This is a genomic window from Flavobacterium sp. ZE23DGlu08, assembly GCF_030505335.1.
GTDB classification, from domain to species: Bacteria; Bacteroidota; Bacteroidia; order Flavobacteriales; family Flavobacteriaceae; genus Flavobacterium; species Flavobacterium algoritolerans.
This window is the reverse complement of record NZ_CP130045.1, coordinates 3094446-3116103: the sequence shown is the minus strand read 5'-3', so window position 1 is coordinate 3116103 and position 21658 is coordinate 3094446. Positions and strand designations below refer to the sequence as shown.

Sequence of the window (21658 nt, the reverse complement as noted above, 5' to 3'; positions counted from 1 at the left end):
TATTTCGAATTATTTAACGCCTTTTAAATTCCTATTGCCGAAATTTGCACTTTAAATTTTTGGACATAAACTACACCATGAAAAAACACAACTACAGCGCAGGACCTTGTATTTTACCACAAGAAGTTTTTGAAAAATCAGCACAAGCTATATTAAATTTTAACGATTCTGGGTTATCACTTTTAGAAATTTCGCATAGAAGCAAAGACTTCGTTGCCGTTATGGATGAAGCAAGAGCAATTGTTATTGAACTTTTAGGCCTTGAAGGCAAAGGATATCAAGCATTATTTCTTGCTGGCGGAGCTAGTTTAGAATTTTTGATGGTACCTTATAACTTAATGAAAGAAGGCGGAAAAGCAGCTTATCTTGATACAGGAACATGGGCTTCCGGCGCAATAAAAGAAGCGAAACTTTTTGGAGACACAGTTGTTGTCGCTTCATCAAAAGAACAAAATTACAATCATATTCCAAAAGGATATACCGTACCAGCAGATGCAGATTATTTCCATTGTACGAGTAACAACACCATTTTTGGTACACAAATGAAGGAATTCCCATCAGTTGATATGCCAATTGTATGTGACATGAGTTCTGATATCTTTTCAAGAGAATTGGATTTTTCTAAATTTGATTTGATTTATGCAGGAGCTCAAAAAAATATGGGACCGGCAGGAACTACTTTGGTTGTTGTAAAAGAAGAAATTCTTGCTAAAAATAACCGAATTATCCCAAGCATGCTTGATTATACTAAACATATCAAAGCAGAAAGTATGTATAATACTCCTCCTGTTTTTCCAGTTTATGCTTCGTTATTGACATTACAATGGTTGAAAAACCTTGGTGGAATTGCTGCTATAGAAAAAATAAACAATGCCAAAGCGGCATTACTTTATGCAGAAATAGACAGAAACCCATTATTCAAAGGGGCTGCAGTTGTTGAAGACCGTTCAAACATGAATGCTACTTTCTTATTAAATGATGAAGCACATGCGGCAACATTTGATACAATGTGGAAAGCAGCTGGAATATCCGGATTACCTGGACATCGTTCAGTAGGTGGTTACAGAGCTTCTATGTACAACGCACTTCCATTAGAAAGTGTTCAAGTATTAGTTGATGTAATGAAAGCATTAGAGTCAAAAGTTTAATTGTTAATTTGGTTATTTGTTTAATCGAAATAACCAAAAAACAAGAAAATATTATTGTGTTGTTTTAATTATTTAAACCAACAATCAAATTAATTAATAATTCAGTTATTTTTTATCCAAAATACGATTAAACAAATAACCGAATAAACAAATAAATACAAATGAAAGTATTAGCCAACGATGGAATTTCAAAAAGTGGAATTCTAGCTTTAGAAAAAGGTGGATTTGAAGTTATAACTACAAAAGTAGCTCAAGAACAAGTAGCTAATTTTGTAAACGAAAATAATGTAAGTGTAGTTTTGGTACGTAGTGCGACTAAAGTTCGTAAAGATATCATCGACGCTTGCCCAGGATTAAAAATTATAGGTCGTGGTGGTGTAGGAATGGATAACATTGATGTGGATTATGCTAAAAGCAAAGGAATTCATGTAATCAATACTCCAGCTTCGTCATCAGAATCAGTGGCAGAATTGGTTTTTGCACACTTATTTTCTGGTGTTCGTTTTTTACACGATTCTAACAGAAATATGCCTCTTGAAGGAGATACAAACTTTGAAGGTTTGAAAAAAGCCTATGCAAACGGAGTTGAATTAAGAGGAAAAACGCTTGGTGTTGTAGGAATTGGCCGTATTGGTCAGGCTACCGCTAAAATGGCACTAGGTTTAGGTATGAAAGTAATTGCTGCTGATATGTTTATCCCGCAAGTTGATATTAAAGTAGCGTTTTTTGACGGACAATCTATCACAACAACTATCGTTTCTCAACCATTGGAATCTTTATTCAAAGAAGCTGATTTCATCACATTACACGTTCCTGCTCAAGATGGTTACATCATTGGAGAGAAAGAATTGGCAATCATGAAAAACGGTGTAGGTATTGTAAACTGTGCTCGTGGTGGTGTTATTGACGAAGTGGCATTAGTAAAAGCATTAGACAGCGGAAAAGTATTATTTGCAGGATTAGATGTTTTTGAAAACGAACCAACTCCTGAAATGGCTATTTTGATGAATCATAAAATCTCGTTGACTCCACATATTGGAGCAGCAACAGGAGAAGCTCAAGATAGAATTGGTACTGAATTAGCTTCACAAATTATTAGCATATTAGGCTAGTATTTTTGACTAAATAAATAAAAAGGGATTTATTAACTTTGTTTAATAAGTCCCTTTTTTCATTAAATTTGATTTCTAATTTAAAAAATACTTTCCATGTTTGAACAATTAACACAATTAGCACAACAGTTTGGAGTAGAATCAGTTGTTAAAAACCAAGCGATTCCAAACGAGCAAAATGAAGCAGTTATGACCGAAGCGAGTAGTTCTATTTTTTCTGGGTTACAAAAAATAGTTTCAGAAGGTGGAGCAGATCAACTTGCAGGTTTATTTCAAGGAAACAATGCTCAAGACAGTTCAAATCCTGTCGTACAAAAACTCACCGAACAACTTACAGGAAGCTTAGGTGAAAAATTTGGTATCAACAGTGAAACTGCCTCTGGTGTTGCAGGAAGTTTAATTCCTCAAATTTTAGGTTCGTTAGTCAATAAAGCAAAAGACCCTAATGACAGTAGTTTTCAAATTTCGGATGTGATAGCGGCGATTTCTGGTAATAGTGCCCAGAATTCAGGCATAATGGATGCTATATCTAAATATGGAGGTCAATTTGGTTTAGACCAAAATGCAGATGGAAAAGTAGATATAAGTGATGCCATGTCAGCCGTAACAAAAAAAGGTGGCGGAATAGGAAGTATACTCGGCAAACTTTTTGGAAAACAATAAAAATAAAAATATTTATAAAAAATCATCTACTCGTTGTAGGTGATTTTTTTATGTTAAAACGATACTAACAAATCATTTAATTTTGTAAATTTAATATTCAATTTTCTGATTATGAAAAATAGTGTTTATCTATTAGCAATTATTCTAGTTTCTATTTTTAGTTGTAACACTTCAAAGTCTAATTTTCCAAGTACTGAAAAGCCTATTGCAACTCAAGGTGATACTGTGCGAATTGCCAATGACGAGCTCGAATATGAAGTAATTATCATTGATCCCGGTTTTAGTACATGGCTTAACTCCAGAGCGTTTCCAAGAGGATATCATTCGCAAAGCTATTTAGAAAATAAAAATCAATTTTATGTCAGCGAGTGGAATAGTCGTGTTATGCAACCTATGCGATACAATCCGAATTTATATGAAATGTCAATCAATTATGATCCAAATATTGATTATGGCTACGAAGTAAATTATCTGATTTACAATTACATGATTTATTTTCAAAATACCTACAAACAAAAACTTTTTGGTTTAGTCCCCATCAGATAATGTTACTATATTTGTAATCATTATAAATAAAAATGAATAAACTAAAACAACGTTGGGGAATTGAAACTAATTTCCAACTCATAATCATATTTATCGTTTTTGCAATTACCGGCTCGGCTTCTGCATGGTTGTCAAAACCATTTTGTTTTTGGTTGGGAATTACAAAAGAAGACTTAGGATATTGGTTTACACCAGTGCGATTAATTTTAATCTTCCCTATATACCAAGTGCTTTTAGTCCTAATTGGATTTATTTTTGGGCAGTTCAATTTCTTTTGGGCTTTCGAAAAAAAGATGCTGAAACGCATGGGATTGGGATTTCTTTTTAAAGAATAAAAAACGCCTCTGTTATGAGGCGTTTTTGTTTTTAATCCAATACTTATAAATCCAAGTCAATGTAAACGTTGGTATAAAATCTGAAAACGGTAAAATTTCTTCCAGAAAAGTAACTACTCCTCCTACTCGTCCTATGGTTCCTTTATACATCCAAGTCATTAAAAACCCAGCTAATGGCGCCCAAATCACATCGGAAAACTCTCCAACTAACGGAACCGTAAACGATATTAATCCTATTGCATCAAACAGAATTCCTAATATAAGATTCCTTGTTTTATTGTTTTCTGCGCTAACGGGCACTTGTTCTGTCATACTATTTCAATTTATGAGAAAGTTGTACAAATCCAATGCCAATTATTTTTTGAGCTTGTCTTGATACATTTTTTTCAGCTTCTCAATTTTTGGAGTTATCACATAACTGCAATATCCTTGAGTCTTGTTTTGATTGTAATAGTTTTGATGATAATCTTCGGCCTCATAAAATTTAGAAGCTGCAGAAATCTTAGTTACAATTGGTTTGCCAAACGTATTCTCACTGGTCATCAAAGCAATATAATCATCCGAAACTTGTTTTTGAATAGGATTATGGTAAAAAATCTCACTGCGATATTGCGTTCCAACATCATTTCCTTGACGATTTAACGTGGTTGGGTCGTGTGTAGCAAAAAATATTTCCAATAATTCTCCAAAACTTATTTGGCTGGGGTCAAAAGTAATTTCAATAGCTTCCGCATGGCCAGTATCTCCATTACAAATATCCTTGTAGGTTGGATTCACCGTATTGCCGCCAATATATCCTGAAACAACTTTTTTTACTCCATTTAATTCTAAAAAAACTGCTTCTGTACACCAAAAACAACCTCCTGCGAAGGTTGCAACTTCCAATCCGTTTTGTATTTCCATATTTTTTATTTCTTTACTTTTTGGCACATTAATTCTATTTTCTTTTGCACAAAATGAAAAAGGCAATAGCGCCAGAAAAATACCAATTATTTTTTTCATCATTACCAATTTAGAATCAAATTTATTCATTAAAACGAACTGATTATTCGATATTAACTAAAGTTTATATTTTGTCATAGCAAAATATATTGGGATGCATTTAATAATCATTAAAATCTTTGTTTCTTTGTGAAAATAGTTTCAAAATGATACAAGCCAAAAATCTACATAAATATTACGATCAACTACATGTGTTGAAAGGAGTCGATTTACATATTCAAAAAGGAGAAATTGTCTCTATCGTAGGGGCTTCGGGAGCCGGAAAAACAACTCTTTTGCAAATCCTTGGAACTTTAGACAAGCCTACAGTCGAAAATGGAATTGAATTACGCATCAACAATGAAGACATTCTGACTATGAATGACAAAACCTTATCTAAATTCAGAAATTTAAATTTAGGTTTTATTTTTCAATTTCATCAATTATTACCTGAATTTACGGCATTAGAAAATGTTTGCATTCCCGCTTTCATTGCTAATAAATCAAAATCGGAAACGGAGATTGAAGCAAAAAAACTGCTGGCTTATCTTGGACTCTCCCATCGAATGAATCACAAACCCAATGAACTTTCTGGCGGAGAACAACAACGTGTAGCGGTTGCAAGAGCCTTAATCAACAAGCCTGCAATCATTTTTGCAGATGAACCTTCGGGAAATCTTGACACTGCTTCGGCTGAAAACCTGCATCAATTATTCTTTAAATTGCGTGATGAGTTTGGGCAAACCTTTGTCATTGTGACCCATAATGAAGATTTAGCGAATATGGCCGATAGAAAATTAGTAATGATAGATGGATTGATTAGTAACTAAAAAATTTCAGGTTTAAAGTTCATTCGACACTAAGAGCCGCATTAAACTTTAATATAGAAAATGAATTCTTCAGAACTCAAATCGTTTCTTGACGAAAAAGTGGTACAGTACAACACGCTCGACTTTATCGAAAGTGATCCTGTTCAAATTCCACATTTGTTTTCACAAAAAGAAGATATCGAAATTGCCGGTTTTCTAAGTGCTACAATAGCTTGGGGAAATCGCAAAATGATTATAAAAAATTCCCATAAAATGATGGATTTAATGGGAAATGCACCTTATGATTTTGTTATGTCACATTCCGAAAATGATTTGGAACGACTAGAAAATTTTGTGCATCGCACTTTTAACGGTCAGGATTTTGCAAGTTTTATCAGAAGTCTAAAAAACATCTATGAAAACCATGATGGATTAGAATCCGTATATGCTAAAAACCAAGAATTAAAAACCATGCAAAATAGTATCTCGGAATTCAAAAAGACATTCTTCGAAATTCCCCATCAATCTAGAACCCAAAAACACATTTCAGACCCTCTGAACAATTCTGCAGCCAAGCGAATAAACATGTATTTACGCTGGATGGTACGCCAGGACACTAAAGGTGTCGATTTAGGAATATGGAAAAGCATCTCTCCTGCTTCTTTATCCTGCCCATTAGATGTACATTCCGGTAATGTAGCTCGAAAACTAGGATTACTTACCAGAAAACAAAATGATGGAAAAGCTTTAGCAGAATTAGATTTAAAACTTCGTGAATTTGACGCAAATGATCCAGTGAAATATGATTTCGCTTTATTTGGATTAGGTGTTTTTGAAAAATTTTAAATTTAACACATAGTTAATGTGTATTTTATATATATTTATCGACTTATGGCACACACACTCGATTTATTACATAATATAATATTCATTCACGACACCCGAATCACTTAACCCAACTTGCAGACTTTAGCTTGTAAACCTTTGTTTAAAAAGGAAATCTTGTTTTAGGATTTCAGATTTGGGGACTACAAATTTTTTCCTGGTAAAGGGACATTTTTTATAGTTTAGGGCTAAGTAAATTTCCTTTAGTTTAGGGCTTGGCTCTGAACATTTCTTAATTTCGATTGTGTTTTCAAGTACATCTTTTATCTCTGTTGTAACTAACTTTTGAGTATTTGCAATTCTCATAATTTCTTGCCAATCGTGATTTATTTTTTTTACTTTTAGTTGATATCTAATCGTATTTACGATCCAATAGGCTAACAATCCAAGGTTTAAATGTGCCATAGTTGACTCATCGTTCTGATGATAAATAGGTCGTAAATCCAAGTCTGTTTTTAACGTTCTAAAAGTACTTTCAATTTCTCGTATGCAATTGTATATTCTCCAAATTGTTTGCTCATCCCTTTCTTTTAGAGACGTTTTTATAAAATAAACGCCATGTTCTTTTTTCTGATTTATTTGACTTTCTTTGACCTCCCATTTCATAGAAGTTACCTTGCTCGTTTTTTGGTCAACCAATAAATCAATTTGGTAATGCTTGGCTATTGAGGGATATTTTTGTTGCAATCGCCCTATTTTTTGATTTATAATTTCTTGCTTTTTTATCCCCGATTTTTTGGCTAATCCATTGGCAAGTTTGGTTAATGTGTCTTCATAAAGGGTTTTAAATTTGCGATTCATTGAACGTTCTTTCATTGCTTTCATGTCGCTTTTCACCTTGAAAACACACTGATTTTGTTCTTCACCTTCAATTTCATTCAGCTCTATTTTCTGATTTTTTTTGTCATAAACTATTGTAGGGATTTCATTTTTTAAGGCATATTTTTTGGGTTTAGTACGGCTTACACATAAATAATCATATCCTTTTTCTGTCACCAATTTCAAGTTTTCGTCAGTGGCAATACCAGCATCCATAATCACCAAAGCCTTTTTTGTGGACTCACTCGTAGCCTCACGAAGGCTATCAATCATATCGGACAAGGTCTTGCAATCGGCCATATTCCCTTGGTAGATATTGGAATATTTCAAAAAGCCTTCTACATTTACAACAGCTGCCAAAACAACTAGTTTGGCATCGGTTCGCTTTTCCTTGCTACGTCCGTACTGAGCTAAATCACTGTTCTTTTTCTGACCTTCAAAATAGGTATTGGTTAGGTCATACAAATAAAATTTATCTTCAATATCAAATAATTCATTGGTCTTTTGAGACAAATATTTTTCCATCTCATCTTTAACTTGATACAAATTTAAGGCAGATTGATATAATTTATCCTTTGTTATTTTTTTGATAGGATAAGCGGTTAATTCACAAATAGCCGAATTTTCTTTTATCCATTTACTGGTTCTGTTTTCGCTCGCGGGATAAACGGCTCTGCTTATAATTTGAGTGAGTGCCAATTGAACTTGTTCTTCCGGCCAATTTTTATCCAATAAAAACTGGTCTATTTTTAGTTGCTTCAATGTTTGCAAACTCATCCATTCACCTCCTAGTTCACGTGCTTCAGTGTGTTTTAGTGTGTTCAAATCTACACTGTGAATGTCTTTTTGGGAAGAATGAGAATTATCTATTTTGTTTGATTTTAGTATTTTGGAATACAATTCATCAATATACTCCCAAAGATGTTCTTGAAAATCATCTTCAAACAAGCTGTTTTTTCCATTGAGTTTTTCAGTCAATTTTTTCTGGATATAATTCAATTCCTCAGCCGTTAAATGGTCTATAAATCCAGCAGTTACAATAGTTCTGTTTCTAACAATATCGTTTTGATCACGAAAACTCTCTACCAATCGGTAGTAGGATTCCATTTTGCCTGTTTCAGGATTTCGACGAAAAGTAGATTTGAAATACATTTAGTAAAAATCGGAAATATCCCCATTAAAGACAAGATTTGCTGGGGACTACAAAACGGAATTTACCTAAAAAACACCTGTTTTGAATACAAAAAATACCAATTTTTAAATAAAAACTTACAGAAATGATTGTTAAAATGATGTAATTAACAATTAATTAACTTTTATCGTCATTCAACCCTGCAAGTTGGGTTAATTTAAGGCCTAATTAGATAAAGCATGACCAATTACTTGTATAATTTATTAAAACACATTACTAATATTACCACGCTTTTATTTAAAAAATTAGATGCTGAAATAAGCTACAAAACTATTAAAAATGAATTATTGACTTTTAATTATTCATTATTCAAAGCTGAATTTTCTTTTGATCTGTTTAAATACATCATCATCCCATTTCTCTTGATTGTTATTATTTCTTTTGTTATATTATTGATTGTAAATCGCTATGGCTTTGAAAAAAAAATAATTATAAAAAATGAAGTGGATATTAAAATAAACGATTTTCTTACTGAGATTATATTTTCTAATTATGATTCTAAACACATAAAAGAACAGATAAAACTATTTAAAGAAGAAGTGCCTTTTAAAAAAAAATGGTGTAAAGGTATTATTCTAAATAAAATCATTACCATCAAAAGAAATATTAATGGAGTTAATCCACATCAAATGCTGTTAATTTACAAATATTTTGGGTTTCACGATTACAGTAAAAAATTGATTAGAAGCAGGAGCTGGGAAAATAAATTGTTAGGAATTTACCATTATCAAATATTAGAATATAAAATTAAAACAGGATATATAAGACCTAATATATATGTTAAAAATAAATTTCTAAAATCGAATGCATTGATTGCGGTAATTTCGCTTTCTGATCAAAAGTTTGATTTTTTAAGCAATTATGAAAAACAAATATCATATGCAGATGAGCTAAAAATCCTTGATATAATTCATCAAAAAAAGTCTGCTTTACCTAAAAAAATTAATGAATGGCTCTATAATAAAAATAGTTCCGTAGTAATACTAGCCATTAAATTAATGATTCGATATAGAGAAACTTTAACAATTGATCAAATAAGCCATCTCTTAAATAATACTAATAGTAAGGTACGAAGAGAAACTTACTTAGTCATTCGAAATTTATACATCATAGAAGCCAATGAACTTTTAATAAACCATTATCCAAAAGAAACAGATAAGCGAAATAAAATTTCTGCTTTAAAAACAATGGGTGCTATTGGTGATAATGATACCAAAGATTTTGCTTTAAGCATTCTTTTAGCAGAAGCAGATTTAGAAATAAAATTCGAAATTGTTAATTGTATTAATAAAATTGATGCCACTTTTTTTAATACCTATAAAACAGAAGATACATCAGAAAATGAAATCATAAAAAGAATTGTTTTACATGTAAATAACCCATATCTAAATTGAGTACCCTAGAAAACATTATTAAAACCTACGAAACCTACATTGCTTATTATTCCATTAGTTATATCGTATTTTATTTATTACTCGCTATATTATCTTGGACTGCAATAAAGAAGTATTATAAATCTAAGTATTTCTTACTTAAAGAAATACTGGTGAAATCGAATCATACTGTTGGTGTTTCCATAGTAGCTCCAGCATTCAACGAAGCGACTACAATTGTTTACAACGTTAAATCATTACTTTTTCAAGAATATCCAAAATTTGAAGTAGTTATTGTTAATGACGGAAGTACCGATGCAACTCTTGAAATACTAATCAGAGAGTTTAATTTAGTTAAAGTAGACTTTTTCTATCAAGATAAAATACCGACACAACCCGTAAGAGGACATTATAAGTCTACGAATCCTATATATTCGAAACTTTTAGTTGTAGATAAAGAAAACGGAAAGAGTAAAGCAGACGGATCAAATGCTGGTATCAATTCTGCTAAATATTCCTTATTCATTTGTACCGATGTAGATTGCATTTTAAGAAAAGATACGATTTCAATGCTTGCTAAACCTTTTATCGAAAATACTGAAAAAGTAATTGCGACTGGGGCTGCCATTCGAATTTCAAATTCATGTGAGTTTAAAGATGGAATGCTTTTTAAATCCCATTTCCCTGATAATTTTTTTGCCCGTTTTCAGGAACTGGAATATATTCGTTCCTTTCTATTTGGAAGAATGGCTTGGAGTAAAATTAATGGTTTACTATTGGTTTCTGGCGGCTTAGGTATGTTCGACAAAGAAACAGTTATTGAAGCTGGCGGATATTGGCACAAATCACTTGGTGAAGATATGGAACTCATCACTCGAATGAGAAAACTGATGCACAAGAAAAAAGAAAAATTCTTAATAATATACATCCCAGAATCCCTTTGTTGGACTGAAGTGCCTGCCAGCATGACTATATTCCTAAGACAAAGAGTACGTTGGGCCAGAGGATTAGTTCAAACATTATTTTTACATAAAGATGTCTTTTTAAATCCAAAATACGGTAAAACTGGTCTCCTCATTTTTCCTTATTATTTGCTTTATGAATTTGCAGTTCCTATTTTAGAAATTTTAGGTTTAATTGTCTTGACAATTGATCTGCTATTTTTTAATATTAACTACGATTTTTTATTGATTGGTAGTGCTTTTGTATATTTATTTTACATCAGTATAACTCTAATTTCTGTGTTTTTAGATCAATTAATCTATAAGCATTATACTGGTATTAAAGAGGTGTTAATTTTAATAGTAATGATTTTTATTGAGCCTTTTGTCTTCCATCCACTCAATGTTTATGCTTCCTTAAAGGGCTATTGGCACTTTCTAAGACAAAAAGAACAAAAATGGGGAGTTATGGTGCGTAAAGGATTCACTATGGAACAAAAACAAATATCATGAGGAATAGTAAAATTTTAAATATAGTCGGTTTTTTCATTTTAATATTTATTTTTTCAAGTCAAAAAATAAACGCACAAAAAATTGATACCGACAGTCTTTTAACAGTAATCATAAAAGACATGCAGAATGAAAAAAATTATGCGAAAAATATTCAAAGAGCATTGATAGCTAAAAAAATAGCACCAAATTATCTTGATTATTATCTAATATTAGGACGTAACCACGATTTATTGAAAAATAAAGATAGTGCGACCTACTACTACAACTATTTCATCAAAAAAACGAACTCTAACGATGATGCTTTCAACTATCTAATCAATATAGAATTAGAAAAAGAAGACTACTTAGAGGCCGAAAAAACAATAGATGAAGCCATTTTAATGCACCCTGAAAACAGAGATTTTCAAAAAAAGAAAATAGTGCTTTATCAATTACAAAATGAAACTAAAAAAGAATATAATTATGTACAATCGTTACAAGTAAAATATCCAAACGACCCTGAAATTAAACAAAGTCTTTTTCTTATAGAATCAAAAATAAACTCTGACAGGCTGGGCGTTAATTATAGTTATACAACATTCAACAGAAAAGGTTATGGCCCATGGCATTTGGGAAGTATACAATATATTAGAGAACGTGGCTGGGGTTCTTTAATAGGACGAATTAATTATGCAAATAGATTATCTTCTGGAGAAAGTATTGCTGAAGGCAAGCAATTTGAAGCAGAATCCTATTTTTTTACAGGGAAAAATAATTATTCATACGTAAGTATAGCATACAGTCAAGATGTAGTTTTTCCAAAATTAAGAGTAGGATATTCTTTTTATCAAAATTTTAAAAAGGGTTGGGAAGCTGATTTAGGGTTTCGATACATTGAATCAGAAAATACAGAAACTAGAACAATTGTTTTGGGGGTTGGTAAATATATAGGTGCCTATTGGATAAATTTTAGATCCTACCTACAAAATAATGACAAGGACTACCATCCTTCATTCTCACTGACAACCAGATATTATTTTGATACAAAATATGATTATATTTCATTATTAGCTGGATATGGAACGTCCCCAGATGAGAGAACTACCATAGGTCAGTTCGATCAAAGGGTAAGTCTTAATTCCTATAGAATTGGCGCTGGATATTACAAATTATTCAACAATCACTATCTGACAGGAATTCAAACAACATTTAATAATCAGGAATACGCTCCAAACTTAAAACAAAACGAATTAGAAATATCTTTAATGTTCCAATATAAATTCTAAAATGTTTCATAAAAAATTGAATTTAAACAGAATAGTATTTATCCTTTTTCTTTTAAGCTTCAAAATGATGGCTCAATCTGATATTGTTATTAAGAATCAAACAACTAAAGAATACTCAATCACTATTGCATCAGAGAAAGCAAGACCTGCTGCAATAGTGCTAAAATCGTATTTAGATAAATCTTTTTCTAATTCATTTTTGATTCAAAACGAAAATAATTCAATTGAAAAAAACTCAAAAATTCATCTCAGCATATCAAACTTAAAGAAATTAAATATTGATAATAGTTTTATAATTAAAAGCAATGCAACTGATATTTTTTTGATTGCTCCAAGTGAAAAATTGTTACGCTACGCCGTTTATACTTTATTAGAAAGTTGGGGATTTAGAAAATTCACTGCTAAAGAAACTTACATTCCAAAATTAGATGCTGTTGCATTTACAAAAAACACGGAGCAATATCACAAACCTTCTTTTGAGTATCGGATGTTATTATATCCAGATGCTTACGATGAAAATTTCAGAGATTGGCATAAACTGGATTGGCATTTAGAGGACTTTAGTGTATGGGGACATTCGTTTAGTAAACTTTTACCGCCTAAAGAATATTTCAAAAAGAATCCAACTTTTTTTGCATTGTATGAAGGAAACCGAAACGGCGAATCTCTTTGTATGACTAATGACACCGTAGTAGATTTAGTAATACAAAAAATGCAGAAAGTGATTGTGCAAAACCCAAATGCTTCATTCTATTCTGTAAGTCAAAATGACGATGTAATCTATTGTGAATGCCATGAATGCAAATCTATAAACAATAAATATGGAGGCCCTCAAGGCTCTCTTTATCATTTTTTAAACAAAATTGCAGTACATTTTCCAAAAACAAAAATAGTAACGTTAGCATATCTCCATACATTTAAGCCAGCAACAAATTTAAAATTACAGCCAAATATTTATACCCTATTTTGCCCAATTGAATTGAATCGTGGAAAGGCTATTCTGGAAGATACTTACAGTAAATCTTTTAGAAAAACATTACAAGATTGGAACAAAACTACATCTCATTTATATTTATGGGATTATACAGTGCAGTTTTCAAACTATTTGTCTCCATTTCCTAACATTCATACTTTTTCAGACAATTATAAATTCTTTAAAAAAAATAATGTAAAAGGATTATTTGTACAAGGATATGCAGATGTTCCAGGTGATTTCACAGAATTAAGACAATATCTTTTGGCCAAATTATTATGGAATACTGATATTGATATTGAAGCTACTACAGATGATTTCCTAAGAGGTTTTTACGGTAAAGCAGCACCTCATATTAGAAAGTATTTAAATCTTTTATCAGAAAATCAACAAAAATCTAATTCATATCTAGACATCTATTCAGGTCCGGTTCAAAGCAGAAATACATTTTTATCACCAGAAGCAATGGATCAATATGATAATTTGATTGATGAAGCTGCACATGCAGTTAATCAAGAACCAATATTAAAATCAAGAGTCAAAAAATTACGGTTGGCTTTGGAATATGTGTTTTTTGAGCAATCAAAATTTTATGGCAAGGATCAACATGGTATGTTTATAGTTAATGAAAAAGGCCAAAAAGAAATAAGAAAAGGAATAACCGAAAGAGTCCTGAATTTCACAAAAAACTGCACTGAATTAGGAATTTATGAATTAAGTGAAGGTGGTTTATCTCCAGAACAGTATTACGAAGAATGGCTCGAAATAGCCAAAGACTCCACAAATCATCTTGGAGAAAAACTAAAGGTTAATTTCCTGACATTACCCGCAGAAGAATTTACAGGAAAAGGAAGCTACGGCTTAATTGATGGAATTAAAGGTTATAAAGATTATAACATCAATTGGATTGGGTGGTATGGAACTAATCCAGAGATAGAAATAATTACCAACAAAATGAATTTTAACCAAATCAAAATAACCTTTCTTGACAATCAAAGACATTGGATTTTTAAACCAAAGAAAATTTCTATTTACGGTTTTAATAATGAAGAATGGTTGCTCATTACGGAGAAATTTATCGGGAATTTAACAGAAAATTTTGTTATTAAAACAGAGCAGATAGAGATGGACAGTAAAAACTTTAGTAAGTTTGATAAAATAAAGCTACTAATTGATAATCAAGATGATTTACCAATTTGGCGAAAGCGAAAACAAAAAAAACCAATGATAATGATTGATGAGATTGAACTCTACAATAAATAAAAAACACTTAAAATGAGCCAAAAAAAATATTAATAATAGAAGACGATAACTTAATCATTAAAATTCTAGATTTTATTTTAAAGAAAGAAGGTTATGAAACGTACATCTCCAGAGATGGTAATGATGGAATTGATCAAATAGGGATCCTACAGCCCGATTTAATTATCACCGATATTATGATGCCTTATAAATCCGGACTGGAAATTACCGCCTATTCTAAAAAAAACTATCCAAGCATTCCAGTGATAATAGTTTCGGCTTTAGGTAAGGAAGATTTAACAGTTATTGAAGGTTTTAAATTGGGTGTGGATGATTTCATAGCCAAACCATTTAATCCTATCGAATTAGTTTTAAGAGTAAAACGTTTTGTTTAAAAGGTTGTGTGTAAACCAATCTAAAAATAACAATACCATTACCTAATGTCAGTATCCTCATAAAAAACGTATCTTTGCACAAAATTTAAGCAAATGAGTACTTTCGAACAATTCAATCTCCCTAAATCTGTACAAAAAGCAATAGATGATTTAGGATTTACTTCTCCAACTCCCATCCAGGAAAAAACTTTTTCTGTGATTATGTCTGGAAGAGATATGATGGGAATTGCACAAACCGGTACCGGTAAAACATTTGCTTATCTATTGCCTTTATTAAAATTATATAAATTTACTCCGGGACATACTCCTAAAATAGTAATTCTGGTTCCTACACGTGAACTTGTAGTACAAGTAGTGGAAGAAGTAGAAAAATTGACAAAATACATGTCCGTTCGAACTATTGGAATTTTTGGTGGTGTAAATATTAATACCCAAAAAACAACCGTTTATCAAGGTTGCGACATACTAGTGGGAACTCCAGGAAGAATCATGGATTTAACGCTGGACAATGTGATTCGTTTTGAAGAAATGCAAAAATTAGTAATCGATGAGTTTGATGAAATGCTTAATTTAGGTTTCCGAACTCAATTGACCGCTATTTTGGCCATGATGCCTAAAAAACGTCAAAACATCCTATTTTCGGCAACTATGACAGATGATGTAGATGCTATTTTGAATGACTATTTTGATTATCCGGAAGAAGTTACGCTTTCGGCATCAGGAACTCCATTGGAAAACATCAAACAAATTACTTATAATGTTCCCAATTTCAATACCAAAGTAAATCTATTAAAACACTTATTAGAATCTAACGAAGACATGAGCCGTGTTTTGGTTTTTGTCAATAATAAGAAGATTTCGGATATGTTACACGAACGAATCGAAGAAGATTTTGATGGTCAGTTTGGTGTAATTCACTCCAATAAATCACAAAATTATCGTTTGAGTACAATGGCTTCCTTTCAAGAAGGAAATCTTCGTGGTTTGATTACTACTGATATTATGGCAAGAGGTTTAGATATTTCAAATATTACCCACGTTGTCAATTTTGAAATGCCAGAAATGCCGGAATTGTACATGCACAGAATTGGTAGAACCGGTCGTGCAGATGCAACAGGAACAGCTATAAGCCTTATCGCTCCTCGTGAAGAAGAATTCAAAGTGGAAGTCGAAGTACTTATGAATATGGAATTAGCAATCGAGCCTTTCCCAGAAACAGTTGAAGTTTCTGCAAAATTAATCGAACCTGAAAAAGACAGACAACCGATTAAGTTTTTGATGAAAAAACAAAAACTGGCAGGAGATGGCGCTTTTCAAGAAAAAAGTAAAAAGAACAAGAAAGTCAACCTGGGTGGACCTGGTGTAACCAAGAAAAAAACACATGGTTCTGTCAATAGGAATATGCTAAAAACCAGAGATAAAAAGAGAAAAGACAAGAATAAATAGTACAAAAAAAAGGCTAAAAATGATACTCATTTTTAGCCTTTTTTTTGTAATCATAATTTCATTTTAATTCTTTGTAAAAACCAAGCAAACTGGAGAACATAAAGCAATTTTTTTTCCAGTATCTGTAAGTGCTCCCGTAGTTTTATTCCTTTTAAAAATCACTACATCATTGGTATATTGATGTGCTACCAAAAGAAAATTCCCGCTTGGATCAATGGCAAAATTTCTTGGTCCTTTTCCTAAAGTACTGGTTTGCCCTTTCAATTGCAATTTTCCATTTTTTAGAATTTTAAAAATTGTAATATTATTTGCTTCACCGCGATTAGAAGCATATAAAAACTTCCCGTCAGGCGAAATATGAATATCTGCAGAGCTAAATGTTCCTTTGAAGTCTTTTGCTAAAATGGAGGTTTCATCAATCTTTTTCAATATTCCGTTTGAATAACTAAATACCGTTAATGCTCCGTCAAGTTCCTGTAATAAGTAAACAAATTTACCGTCTTTGCTAAAGGTTAAATGTCTTGGTCCACTTCCGGATTTCACTGAAACACTATCTTTTAATTCTAATAAATTATTTGCAGCATTAGGATTATAGGCATACGAATATACTTTGTCATTCCCTAAATCGTTAGACAAAACAAACTTTTTATCCGGAGAAAAATGAACCATATGCACATGCGGACCTTCTTGTCTTTGCGCGTTGATTCCTTTACCATAATGTTGCACAACTTGTTTTGCTTCTACAAGACTTCCGTCATTATTTTTTCCAAAAACGGAGATATTCCCACCAGAATAATTGGCAATTATCACATTTTTATCGTCATTAATGATGTAACAAGGATCAGCACCTTTTGAACTTTGCTTGTTGATTAAGTCTAATTTTCCGCTTGACGGATTGTAACTAAAAGAACTTACCGTACTTTCAGCACCAAACTCATTTACGGCATAAATGAAGTTATTCTCCTTTGAAACCGTCAAATAACTCGGATTTATAACTTTTTCAGTTGCATTTTTAAAACTGAAATCACCTGTCTTTGAATCAAAATCATATACATAAATTCCTTTGCTATCACAGCTTTGAGTGTAGGTTCCAATCAGTAAATTGAATTTATTTTTTTGTGCCTGCACACTTGTAAAAATGAAAATGAATAGAATAACAGCAAACGGTTTTTTCATGTTTTTAAATTTTATTGAAAAGCTAAAATACACATTATATTCATAATGAATGTCAATTGTTTATTCCTTTGAAAAATTATAACAACTTCATCTAAAACTGTCAACAAATTTGTATTTTTGACTCACGAAATTCAATGAACTCCATTGAAAATAAAATCCAGTGAAGTAAACTCAACCTCAGAATGCATTTTAAACATCCCGAAATTTTATACTTTCTGTTCTTGTTGATTGTTCCAATTTTGGTTCATTTATTTCAATTACGCCGTTTCAAAAAAGAATATTTTACCAATGTTCGTTTCTTAAAAGCACTTTCCATACAAACCCGAAAAAGCTCTAAAATCAAGAAATGGTTGCTTCTAGCCTCTCGTTTATTGCTACTAGCTTTTATTATTATCGCATTTGCACAACCTTTTTTTGAGTCAAAAGACAGTAAAAATGCAAACAACGAATTGTATATTATTTTAGACAATTCTTTTAGCATGCAAGCCAAAGGCAAAAAAGGTGAATTGTTAAAACGTTCTGTTCAAGAACTGCTTGAAGAAACTCCTGAAAATGTAAATTTTTCTTTGCTTACCAATTCCGAAAATTATTGGAACACGGATATAAAATCGGTTCGTGGTGCTTTGCAAAACTTAAAATACAGCGCAACTCCGTTCCAATTAGATAATATAATGGCAAAAATAAAAGCACATAAATCGGCTTTTAAAAAGGATATCGTTATCATTACCGACGCAGTTGGTCTTGATGAAAAACAACTAAAAAATACTGATGCAACTGATTCGCCTTTATTTATGGTCCCAAAAGCAGAACAAAAAAACAATGTTTCTATTGACAGCGTCTTCATCAATAAAACATTAGAAAATTTTTATGAAATTAGCGTCCAAATATCTGGTTATGGAGATGATTTTAACCCGATTCCTATTTCGTTATACAATGAAAACAAGCTCATTGCAAAGACGATAGTAACATTAGACACAAAGAAAAAAAATCTCAACTTCACGATTCCAAAACAAGCTTTTCATGGCTATTTCTCTATAGCTGACAATGGATTGACTTACGATAATACATTGTATTTTAGTATTTCAAAAGCTAAGAAAACCAACATAATCAGCATTGGAGAACCATCGAAAAGTAATTTCCTTTCCCGAATTTACACCAGTGAAGAATTCAATTTTAGCAATTATACTTTAAGCGCATTGGATTACAATAAATTGGAGGAACAAGATGCGATTGTTTTAAATGAATTGGATGAAATCCCGCAAGCTTTGGCAACCACTTTGAAATCTTTTGTAGAAAAAGGCGGTAATTTAATTGTGATTCCTTCGGCAATAAGTTCAATTCCAAATATGAATTCTTTTGTATCAAATTTTGGAAACCTCAAATTTAATTCTTTAGAAAACAGAGAAAAATTGATTACTAAAATTAACTTCAATCATCCTATATTCAATAGTGTTTTTGAAAATAAAGTGACTAATTTTCAGTATCCAAAAACAAAAAATTCATTTGTAATATCCAGCTCCAGTCCTGCTGCTTTGTCTTATGAGGACCAAAGTGTTTTCTTGACTTCGATAGCAAATTCGGTTTCAGCAGTTGCAATTTTTGCAGCTCCTATCAATATCGAAAATTCAAATTTCCAGCAATCTCCATTAATTGTGCCTACATTTTACAAGATGGCGATGAACAATCAAAACAATGGCGTAAATGCTTTGATAATTGGGGATAACAACCCGCATTTGACCGAAGCCTCCTTAAACAAAGACGCTATTTTAACGGTAAAAGGCTTAGATGAACAATTCATTCCTATCCAACAAATCCTGAATAATAAAGTAAAAATGACTTTCAATGATTATCCGGAACAAGCGGGAAATTTTAGAATTTACAATAAAAAAGAATGGATTGAAAACATCAGTTTCAATTACAATAGAACCGAAAGTGATTTGGCTTCAGCCAATGACAATATTCTTTCTGACTATAAAACAATCGAATCAATCCCATCGCTATTTAACACTTTACAAACTGACAGAACTGATAATCAAATTTGGAAATGGTTTGTTATCTTTGCACTGTTATTTCTGATAACCGAAATGGCAATTATACGACTCGTAAAGTAATTAACGAAAGTCCAATACTTAAAAATTAATATGAAATGAGCATGACCGTAATTTGGTCGTAAAAGTTATCACAACTATGCGAATTCCATATTCCATTAAAAACAAATATTATCTACATATGAAATTAATCATCAGAGGCGCCAAAATTATCGATTCAAAAAGTCCCTTTCATAATAAGACTGCAGATATTTTAATTGTTGATGGTTTTATAAAAAAAATTGGAACATCACTTCCAAATCCAGATAAAGCAGACGAAATAAAACTCGATAATTTACATGTTTCACAAGGCTGGTTTGACAGCAGCGTTTCTTTAGGAGAGCCTGGTTTTGAAGACCGAGAAACGATATCAAACGGACTTACTGTAGCTGCCAAAAGTGGTTTTACCGCAATCGCTTTACAACCCAACTCCTTCCCTATTATTGACAATCAATCCCAAGTGAATTTTGTATTGAACAAAGCACTCGGATTTGCAACGCAACTCTATCCTATTGGCGCTTTAAGCAAAGAAAGCGCAGGAAAAGACATGGCTGAATTGTATGATATGAAAAAAGCAGGAGCAGTTGCTTTTGGAGATTATAATAAAAGCTTGGATAATGCTAATTTGCTGAAAATAGTCTTACAATACGTTCAGGATTTTGATGGATTGATTCTTGCTTTTTCCCAAGACGAAAATATAAAAGGAAACGGAGTGGCAAATGAAGGCATAGTTTCTACCCGATTAGGTTTGAAAGGAATTCCAAATCTTGCCGAAGAATTACAAATCGCTAGAAATTTATTTCTGCTAGAATATACCGGAGGAAAACTTCACATTCCGACGATTTCGACTAAAAAATCAGTTCAATTAATCAAAGAGGCTAAAGCGAATGGACTAAATGTAACGTGTAGCGTTGCTGTACATAATTTAGTTTTAACAGATGAAAAACTGGAAGGTTTTGATACCCGTTATAAAGTTTCACCACCACTTAGAACTGAAACCGATAGAAAAGCATTGTTGAAAGGGATAAAAGACGGAACGATTGATATGATTACATCCGACCATAATCCGATAGATATTGAACACAAGAAAATGGAATTTGATGGCGCCAAAAATGGGACAATTGGAATGGAAAGTGCTTTTGGTGCTTTGATGACCGTCTTGCCATTAGAAACTGTAATAGATAAATTGACCGCTGGAAAATCTACATTCGGTATCGATATTCAAGTCATAAATGAAGGTTCAAAAGCAAATATTACCTTATTTAACCCTGAACCAAAAAGCACTTTCACTAAATCATCCATTTTATCCAAATCGAAAAACTCAGCGTTTCTGGAAACAGAAATCAAAGGAAAAGTTATCGGAATTGTGAATCAAGGAAAATTAATTTTAGCATAGAAAATGAATAATAATAATAATAATAATAATAATAATAATAATAATTCTGAGTCGGGAAAAACTGCCGCCATTACAAGCTATATTTTAGGAATTGGCGTATTTATAGCGATGTCCATGAACTCCGAAGATAAAAATGCATTTGCTTCTTTTCACATTCGCCAAGGACTGGGTCTCACATTAACTTTTATATCACTGGGATTAATCATCAGCAATTTTGACAGCTTAATGATTTCGGCTCCTATGTGGATTTTTGTATTTGTTTTATGGTCTTACGGCATTACGAGTGCTATAAAAGGAGAAATAAAACCAGTTCCTTTATTGGGAACTTATTTTCAAAAATGGCTTAAAAACATATCATAAT

At 31.9% G+C, this 21658-nt stretch carries 20 protein-coding genes; 16 read left to right on the top strand and 4 right to left on the bottom strand.

All coding sequences use genetic code 11. The annotated features are described in order from the left end of the window. Positions 1–77 precede the first annotated feature (77 nt). The 5 genes from serC to Q1W72_RS13635 all read left to right on the top strand — a co-directional run bounded on the left by serC (position 78) and on the right by Q1W72_RS13635 (position 3804). Positions 78–1148 carry a 3-phosphoserine/phosphohydroxythreonine transaminase gene (gene serC / locus Q1W72_RS13655; RefSeq protein WP_099714778.1) on the top strand — a complete coding sequence of 357 codons (1071 nt, stop codon included), beginning with the start codon at positions 78–80 and terminating at the stop codon, positions 1146–1148. Positions 1149–1309: 161 nt separating this feature from the next. Beyond that, a complete protein-coding gene (locus Q1W72_RS13650) occupies positions 1310–2260 on the top strand; it encodes a D-2-hydroxyacid dehydrogenase (protein WP_302135854.1) in 951 nt (316 codons plus the stop codon). Positions 2261–2356: 96 nt separating this feature from the next. Continuing rightward, entirely contained in the window at positions 2357–2923 is a 567-nt protein-coding gene (locus tag Q1W72_RS13645) for a DUF937 domain-containing protein (protein ID WP_302135852.1), read from the top strand. Positions 2924–3034: 111 nt separating this feature from the next. Continuing rightward, positions 3035–3469, top strand: coding sequence for a DUF6146 family protein (locus Q1W72_RS13640; RefSeq protein ID WP_099714775.1), 435 nt, complete (start codon positions 3035–3037; stop codon positions 3467–3469). 32 nt (positions 3470–3501) lie between these two features. Next, positions 3502–3804, top strand: a complete 303-nt coding sequence (locus Q1W72_RS13635) for a DUF6787 family protein (protein ID WP_282712399.1) — start codon at positions 3502–3504, stop codon at positions 3802–3804. A 12-nt stretch (positions 3805–3816) separates the two neighbouring features. On the opposite strand, the gene Q1W72_RS13630 is transcribed toward Q1W72_RS13635, so the two are convergent. Both Q1W72_RS13630 and msrA read right to left on the bottom strand, forming a co-directional pair. Then, on the bottom strand, positions 3817–4116 hold the full coding sequence (locus tag Q1W72_RS13630; RefSeq protein WP_282712398.1) for a hypothetical protein: 300 nt from the start codon (positions 4114–4116) through the stop codon (positions 3817–3819). 42 nt (positions 4117–4158) lie between these two features. After that, on the bottom strand, positions 4159–4707 hold the full coding sequence (gene msrA, locus Q1W72_RS13625) for a peptide-methionine (S)-S-oxide reductase MsrA (protein WP_302137951.1): 549 nt from the start codon (positions 4705–4707) through the stop codon (positions 4159–4161). A gap of 245 nt (positions 4708–4952) precedes the next feature. On the opposite strand from msrA, the gene Q1W72_RS13620 reads away from it, so the two are divergent. Continuing rightward, positions 4953–5615 (top strand): ABC transporter ATP-binding protein, encoded by a 663-nt coding sequence (locus Q1W72_RS13620; RefSeq protein ID WP_302135847.1) that lies wholly within the window; start codon positions 4953–4955, stop codon positions 5613–5615. A gap of 60 nt (positions 5616–5675) precedes the next feature. Then, complete coding sequence (locus Q1W72_RS13615; RefSeq protein WP_121342533.1) at positions 5676–6440, top strand: TIGR02757 family protein; 765 nt, start codon at positions 5676–5678, stop codon at positions 6438–6440. Positions 6441–6563: 123 nt separating this feature from the next. On the opposite strand, the gene Q1W72_RS13610 is transcribed toward Q1W72_RS13615, so the two are convergent. Continuing rightward, on the bottom strand, positions 6564–8450 hold the full coding sequence (locus Q1W72_RS13610) for an IS1634 family transposase (RefSeq protein ID WP_302134830.1): 1887 nt from the start codon (positions 8448–8450) through the stop codon (positions 6564–6566). 219 nt (positions 8451–8669) lie between these two features. On the opposite strand from Q1W72_RS13610, the gene Q1W72_RS13605 reads away from it, so the two are divergent. The 6 genes from Q1W72_RS13605 (at position 8670) to Q1W72_RS13580 (ending at position 16638) form a co-directional block, all read left to right on the top strand. Further along, on the top strand, positions 8670–9884 hold the full coding sequence (locus Q1W72_RS13605; RefSeq protein WP_302135845.1) for a HEAT repeat domain-containing protein: 1215 nt from the start codon (positions 8670–8672) through the stop codon (positions 9882–9884). Then, positions 9881–11317, top strand: a complete 1437-nt coding sequence (locus Q1W72_RS13600; RefSeq protein WP_302135844.1) for a glycosyltransferase — start codon at positions 9881–9883, stop codon at positions 11315–11317. The genes Q1W72_RS13605 and Q1W72_RS13600 overlap by 4 nt, the downstream gene beginning before the upstream one ends. After that, the gene (locus tag Q1W72_RS13595; protein WP_302135843.1) at positions 11314–12582 is read left to right on the top strand and encodes a YaiO family outer membrane beta-barrel protein; all 1269 of its coding nucleotides are present in this window, start codon (positions 11314–11316) and stop codon (positions 12580–12582) included. The genes Q1W72_RS13600 and Q1W72_RS13595 overlap by 4 nt, the downstream gene beginning before the upstream one ends. A 1-nt stretch (position 12583) precedes the next feature. Continuing rightward, entirely contained in the window at positions 12584–14818 is a 2235-nt protein-coding gene (locus Q1W72_RS13590; protein WP_302135842.1) for a DUF4838 domain-containing protein, read from the top strand. A 26-nt stretch (positions 14819–14844) separates the two neighbouring features. Beyond that, on the top strand, positions 14845–15192 hold the full coding sequence (locus tag Q1W72_RS13585; RefSeq protein ID WP_367881684.1) for a response regulator transcription factor: 348 nt from the start codon (positions 14845–14847) through the stop codon (positions 15190–15192). 93 nt (positions 15193–15285) lie between these two features. Further along, the gene (locus tag Q1W72_RS13580; protein WP_099714766.1) at positions 15286–16638 is read left to right on the top strand and encodes a DEAD/DEAH box helicase; all 1353 of its coding nucleotides are present in this window, start codon (positions 15286–15288) and stop codon (positions 16636–16638) included. Between the two features lie 63 nt (positions 16639–16701). Here the strand turns inward: Q1W72_RS13580 and Q1W72_RS13575 are convergent, their stop codons facing one another. Then, complete coding sequence (locus Q1W72_RS13575) at positions 16702–17814, bottom strand: lactonase family protein (protein WP_302135840.1); 1113 nt, start codon at positions 17812–17814, stop codon at positions 16702–16704. Positions 17815–17996: 182 nt separating this feature from the next. Here Q1W72_RS13575 and Q1W72_RS13570 point away from each other — a divergent pair, with 182 nt between their 5' ends. The 3 genes from Q1W72_RS13570 (at position 17997) to Q1W72_RS13560 (ending at position 21657) form a co-directional block, all read left to right on the top strand. Continuing rightward, positions 17997–19925 carry a BatA domain-containing protein gene (locus tag Q1W72_RS13570; protein ID WP_302135838.1) on the top strand — a complete coding sequence of 643 codons (1929 nt, stop codon included), beginning with the start codon at positions 17997–17999 and terminating at the stop codon, positions 19923–19925. 118 nt (positions 19926–20043) lie between these two features. After that, positions 20044–21297 carry a dihydroorotase family protein gene (locus Q1W72_RS13565; RefSeq protein ID WP_302135836.1) on the top strand — a complete coding sequence of 418 codons (1254 nt, stop codon included), beginning with the start codon at positions 20044–20046 and terminating at the stop codon, positions 21295–21297. Between the two features lie 3 nt (positions 21298–21300). Further along, positions 21301–21657 (top strand): hypothetical protein, encoded by a 357-nt coding sequence (locus Q1W72_RS13560; RefSeq protein ID WP_302135834.1) that lies wholly within the window; start codon positions 21301–21303, stop codon positions 21655–21657. Position 21658 lies beyond the last annotated feature (1 nt).

Coding starts and splice junctions, on each gene's coding strand:
- Q1W72_RS13605 (WP_302135845.1), top strand. CDS start 8,670: ATGACCAATTACTTGTATAATTTATTAAAACACATTACTAATATTACC.
- Q1W72_RS13630 (WP_282712398.1), bottom strand. CDS start 4,116: ATGACAGAACAAGTGCCCGTTAGCGCAGAAAACAATAAAACAAGGAAT.
- Q1W72_RS13575 (WP_302135840.1), bottom strand. CDS start 17,814: ATGAAAAAACCGTTTGCTGTTATTCTATTCATTTTCATTTTTACAAGT.
- Q1W72_RS13620 (WP_302135847.1), top strand. CDS start 4,953: ATGATACAAGCCAAAAATCTACATAAATATTACGATCAACTACATGTG.
- serC (WP_099714778.1), top strand. CDS start 78: ATGAAAAAACACAACTACAGCGCAGGACCTTGTATTTTACCACAAGAA.
- Q1W72_RS13615 (WP_121342533.1), top strand. CDS start 5,676: ATGAATTCTTCAGAACTCAAATCGTTTCTTGACGAAAAAGTGGTACAG.
- Q1W72_RS13580 (WP_099714766.1), top strand. CDS start 15,286: ATGAGTACTTTCGAACAATTCAATCTCCCTAAATCTGTACAAAAAGCA.
- Q1W72_RS13590 (WP_302135842.1), top strand. CDS start 12,584: ATGTTTCATAAAAAATTGAATTTAAACAGAATAGTATTTATCCTTTTT.
- Q1W72_RS13635 (WP_282712399.1), top strand. CDS start 3,502: ATGAATAAACTAAAACAACGTTGGGGAATTGAAACTAATTTCCAACTC.
- Q1W72_RS13595 (WP_302135843.1), top strand. CDS start 11,314: ATGAGGAATAGTAAAATTTTAAATATAGTCGGTTTTTTCATTTTAATA.
- Q1W72_RS13560 (WP_302135834.1), top strand. CDS start 21,301: ATGAATAATAATAATAATAATAATAATAATAATAATAATAATTCTGAG.
- Q1W72_RS13570 (WP_302135838.1), top strand. CDS start 17,997: ATGCATTTTAAACATCCCGAAATTTTATACTTTCTGTTCTTGTTGATT.
- Q1W72_RS13640 (WP_099714775.1), top strand. CDS start 3,035: ATGAAAAATAGTGTTTATCTATTAGCAATTATTCTAGTTTCTATTTTT.
- Q1W72_RS13650 (WP_302135854.1), top strand. CDS start 1,310: ATGAAAGTATTAGCCAACGATGGAATTTCAAAAAGTGGAATTCTAGCT.
- msrA (WP_302137951.1), bottom strand. CDS start 4,707: ATGGAAATACAAAACGGATTGGAAGTTGCAACCTTCGCAGGAGGTTGT.
- Q1W72_RS13645 (WP_302135852.1), top strand. CDS start 2,357: ATGTTTGAACAATTAACACAATTAGCACAACAGTTTGGAGTAGAATCA.
- Q1W72_RS13565 (WP_302135836.1), top strand. CDS start 20,044: ATGAAATTAATCATCAGAGGCGCCAAAATTATCGATTCAAAAAGTCCC.
- Q1W72_RS13610 (WP_302134830.1), bottom strand. CDS start 8,450: ATGTATTTCAAATCTACTTTTCGTCGAAATCCTGAAACAGGCAAAATG.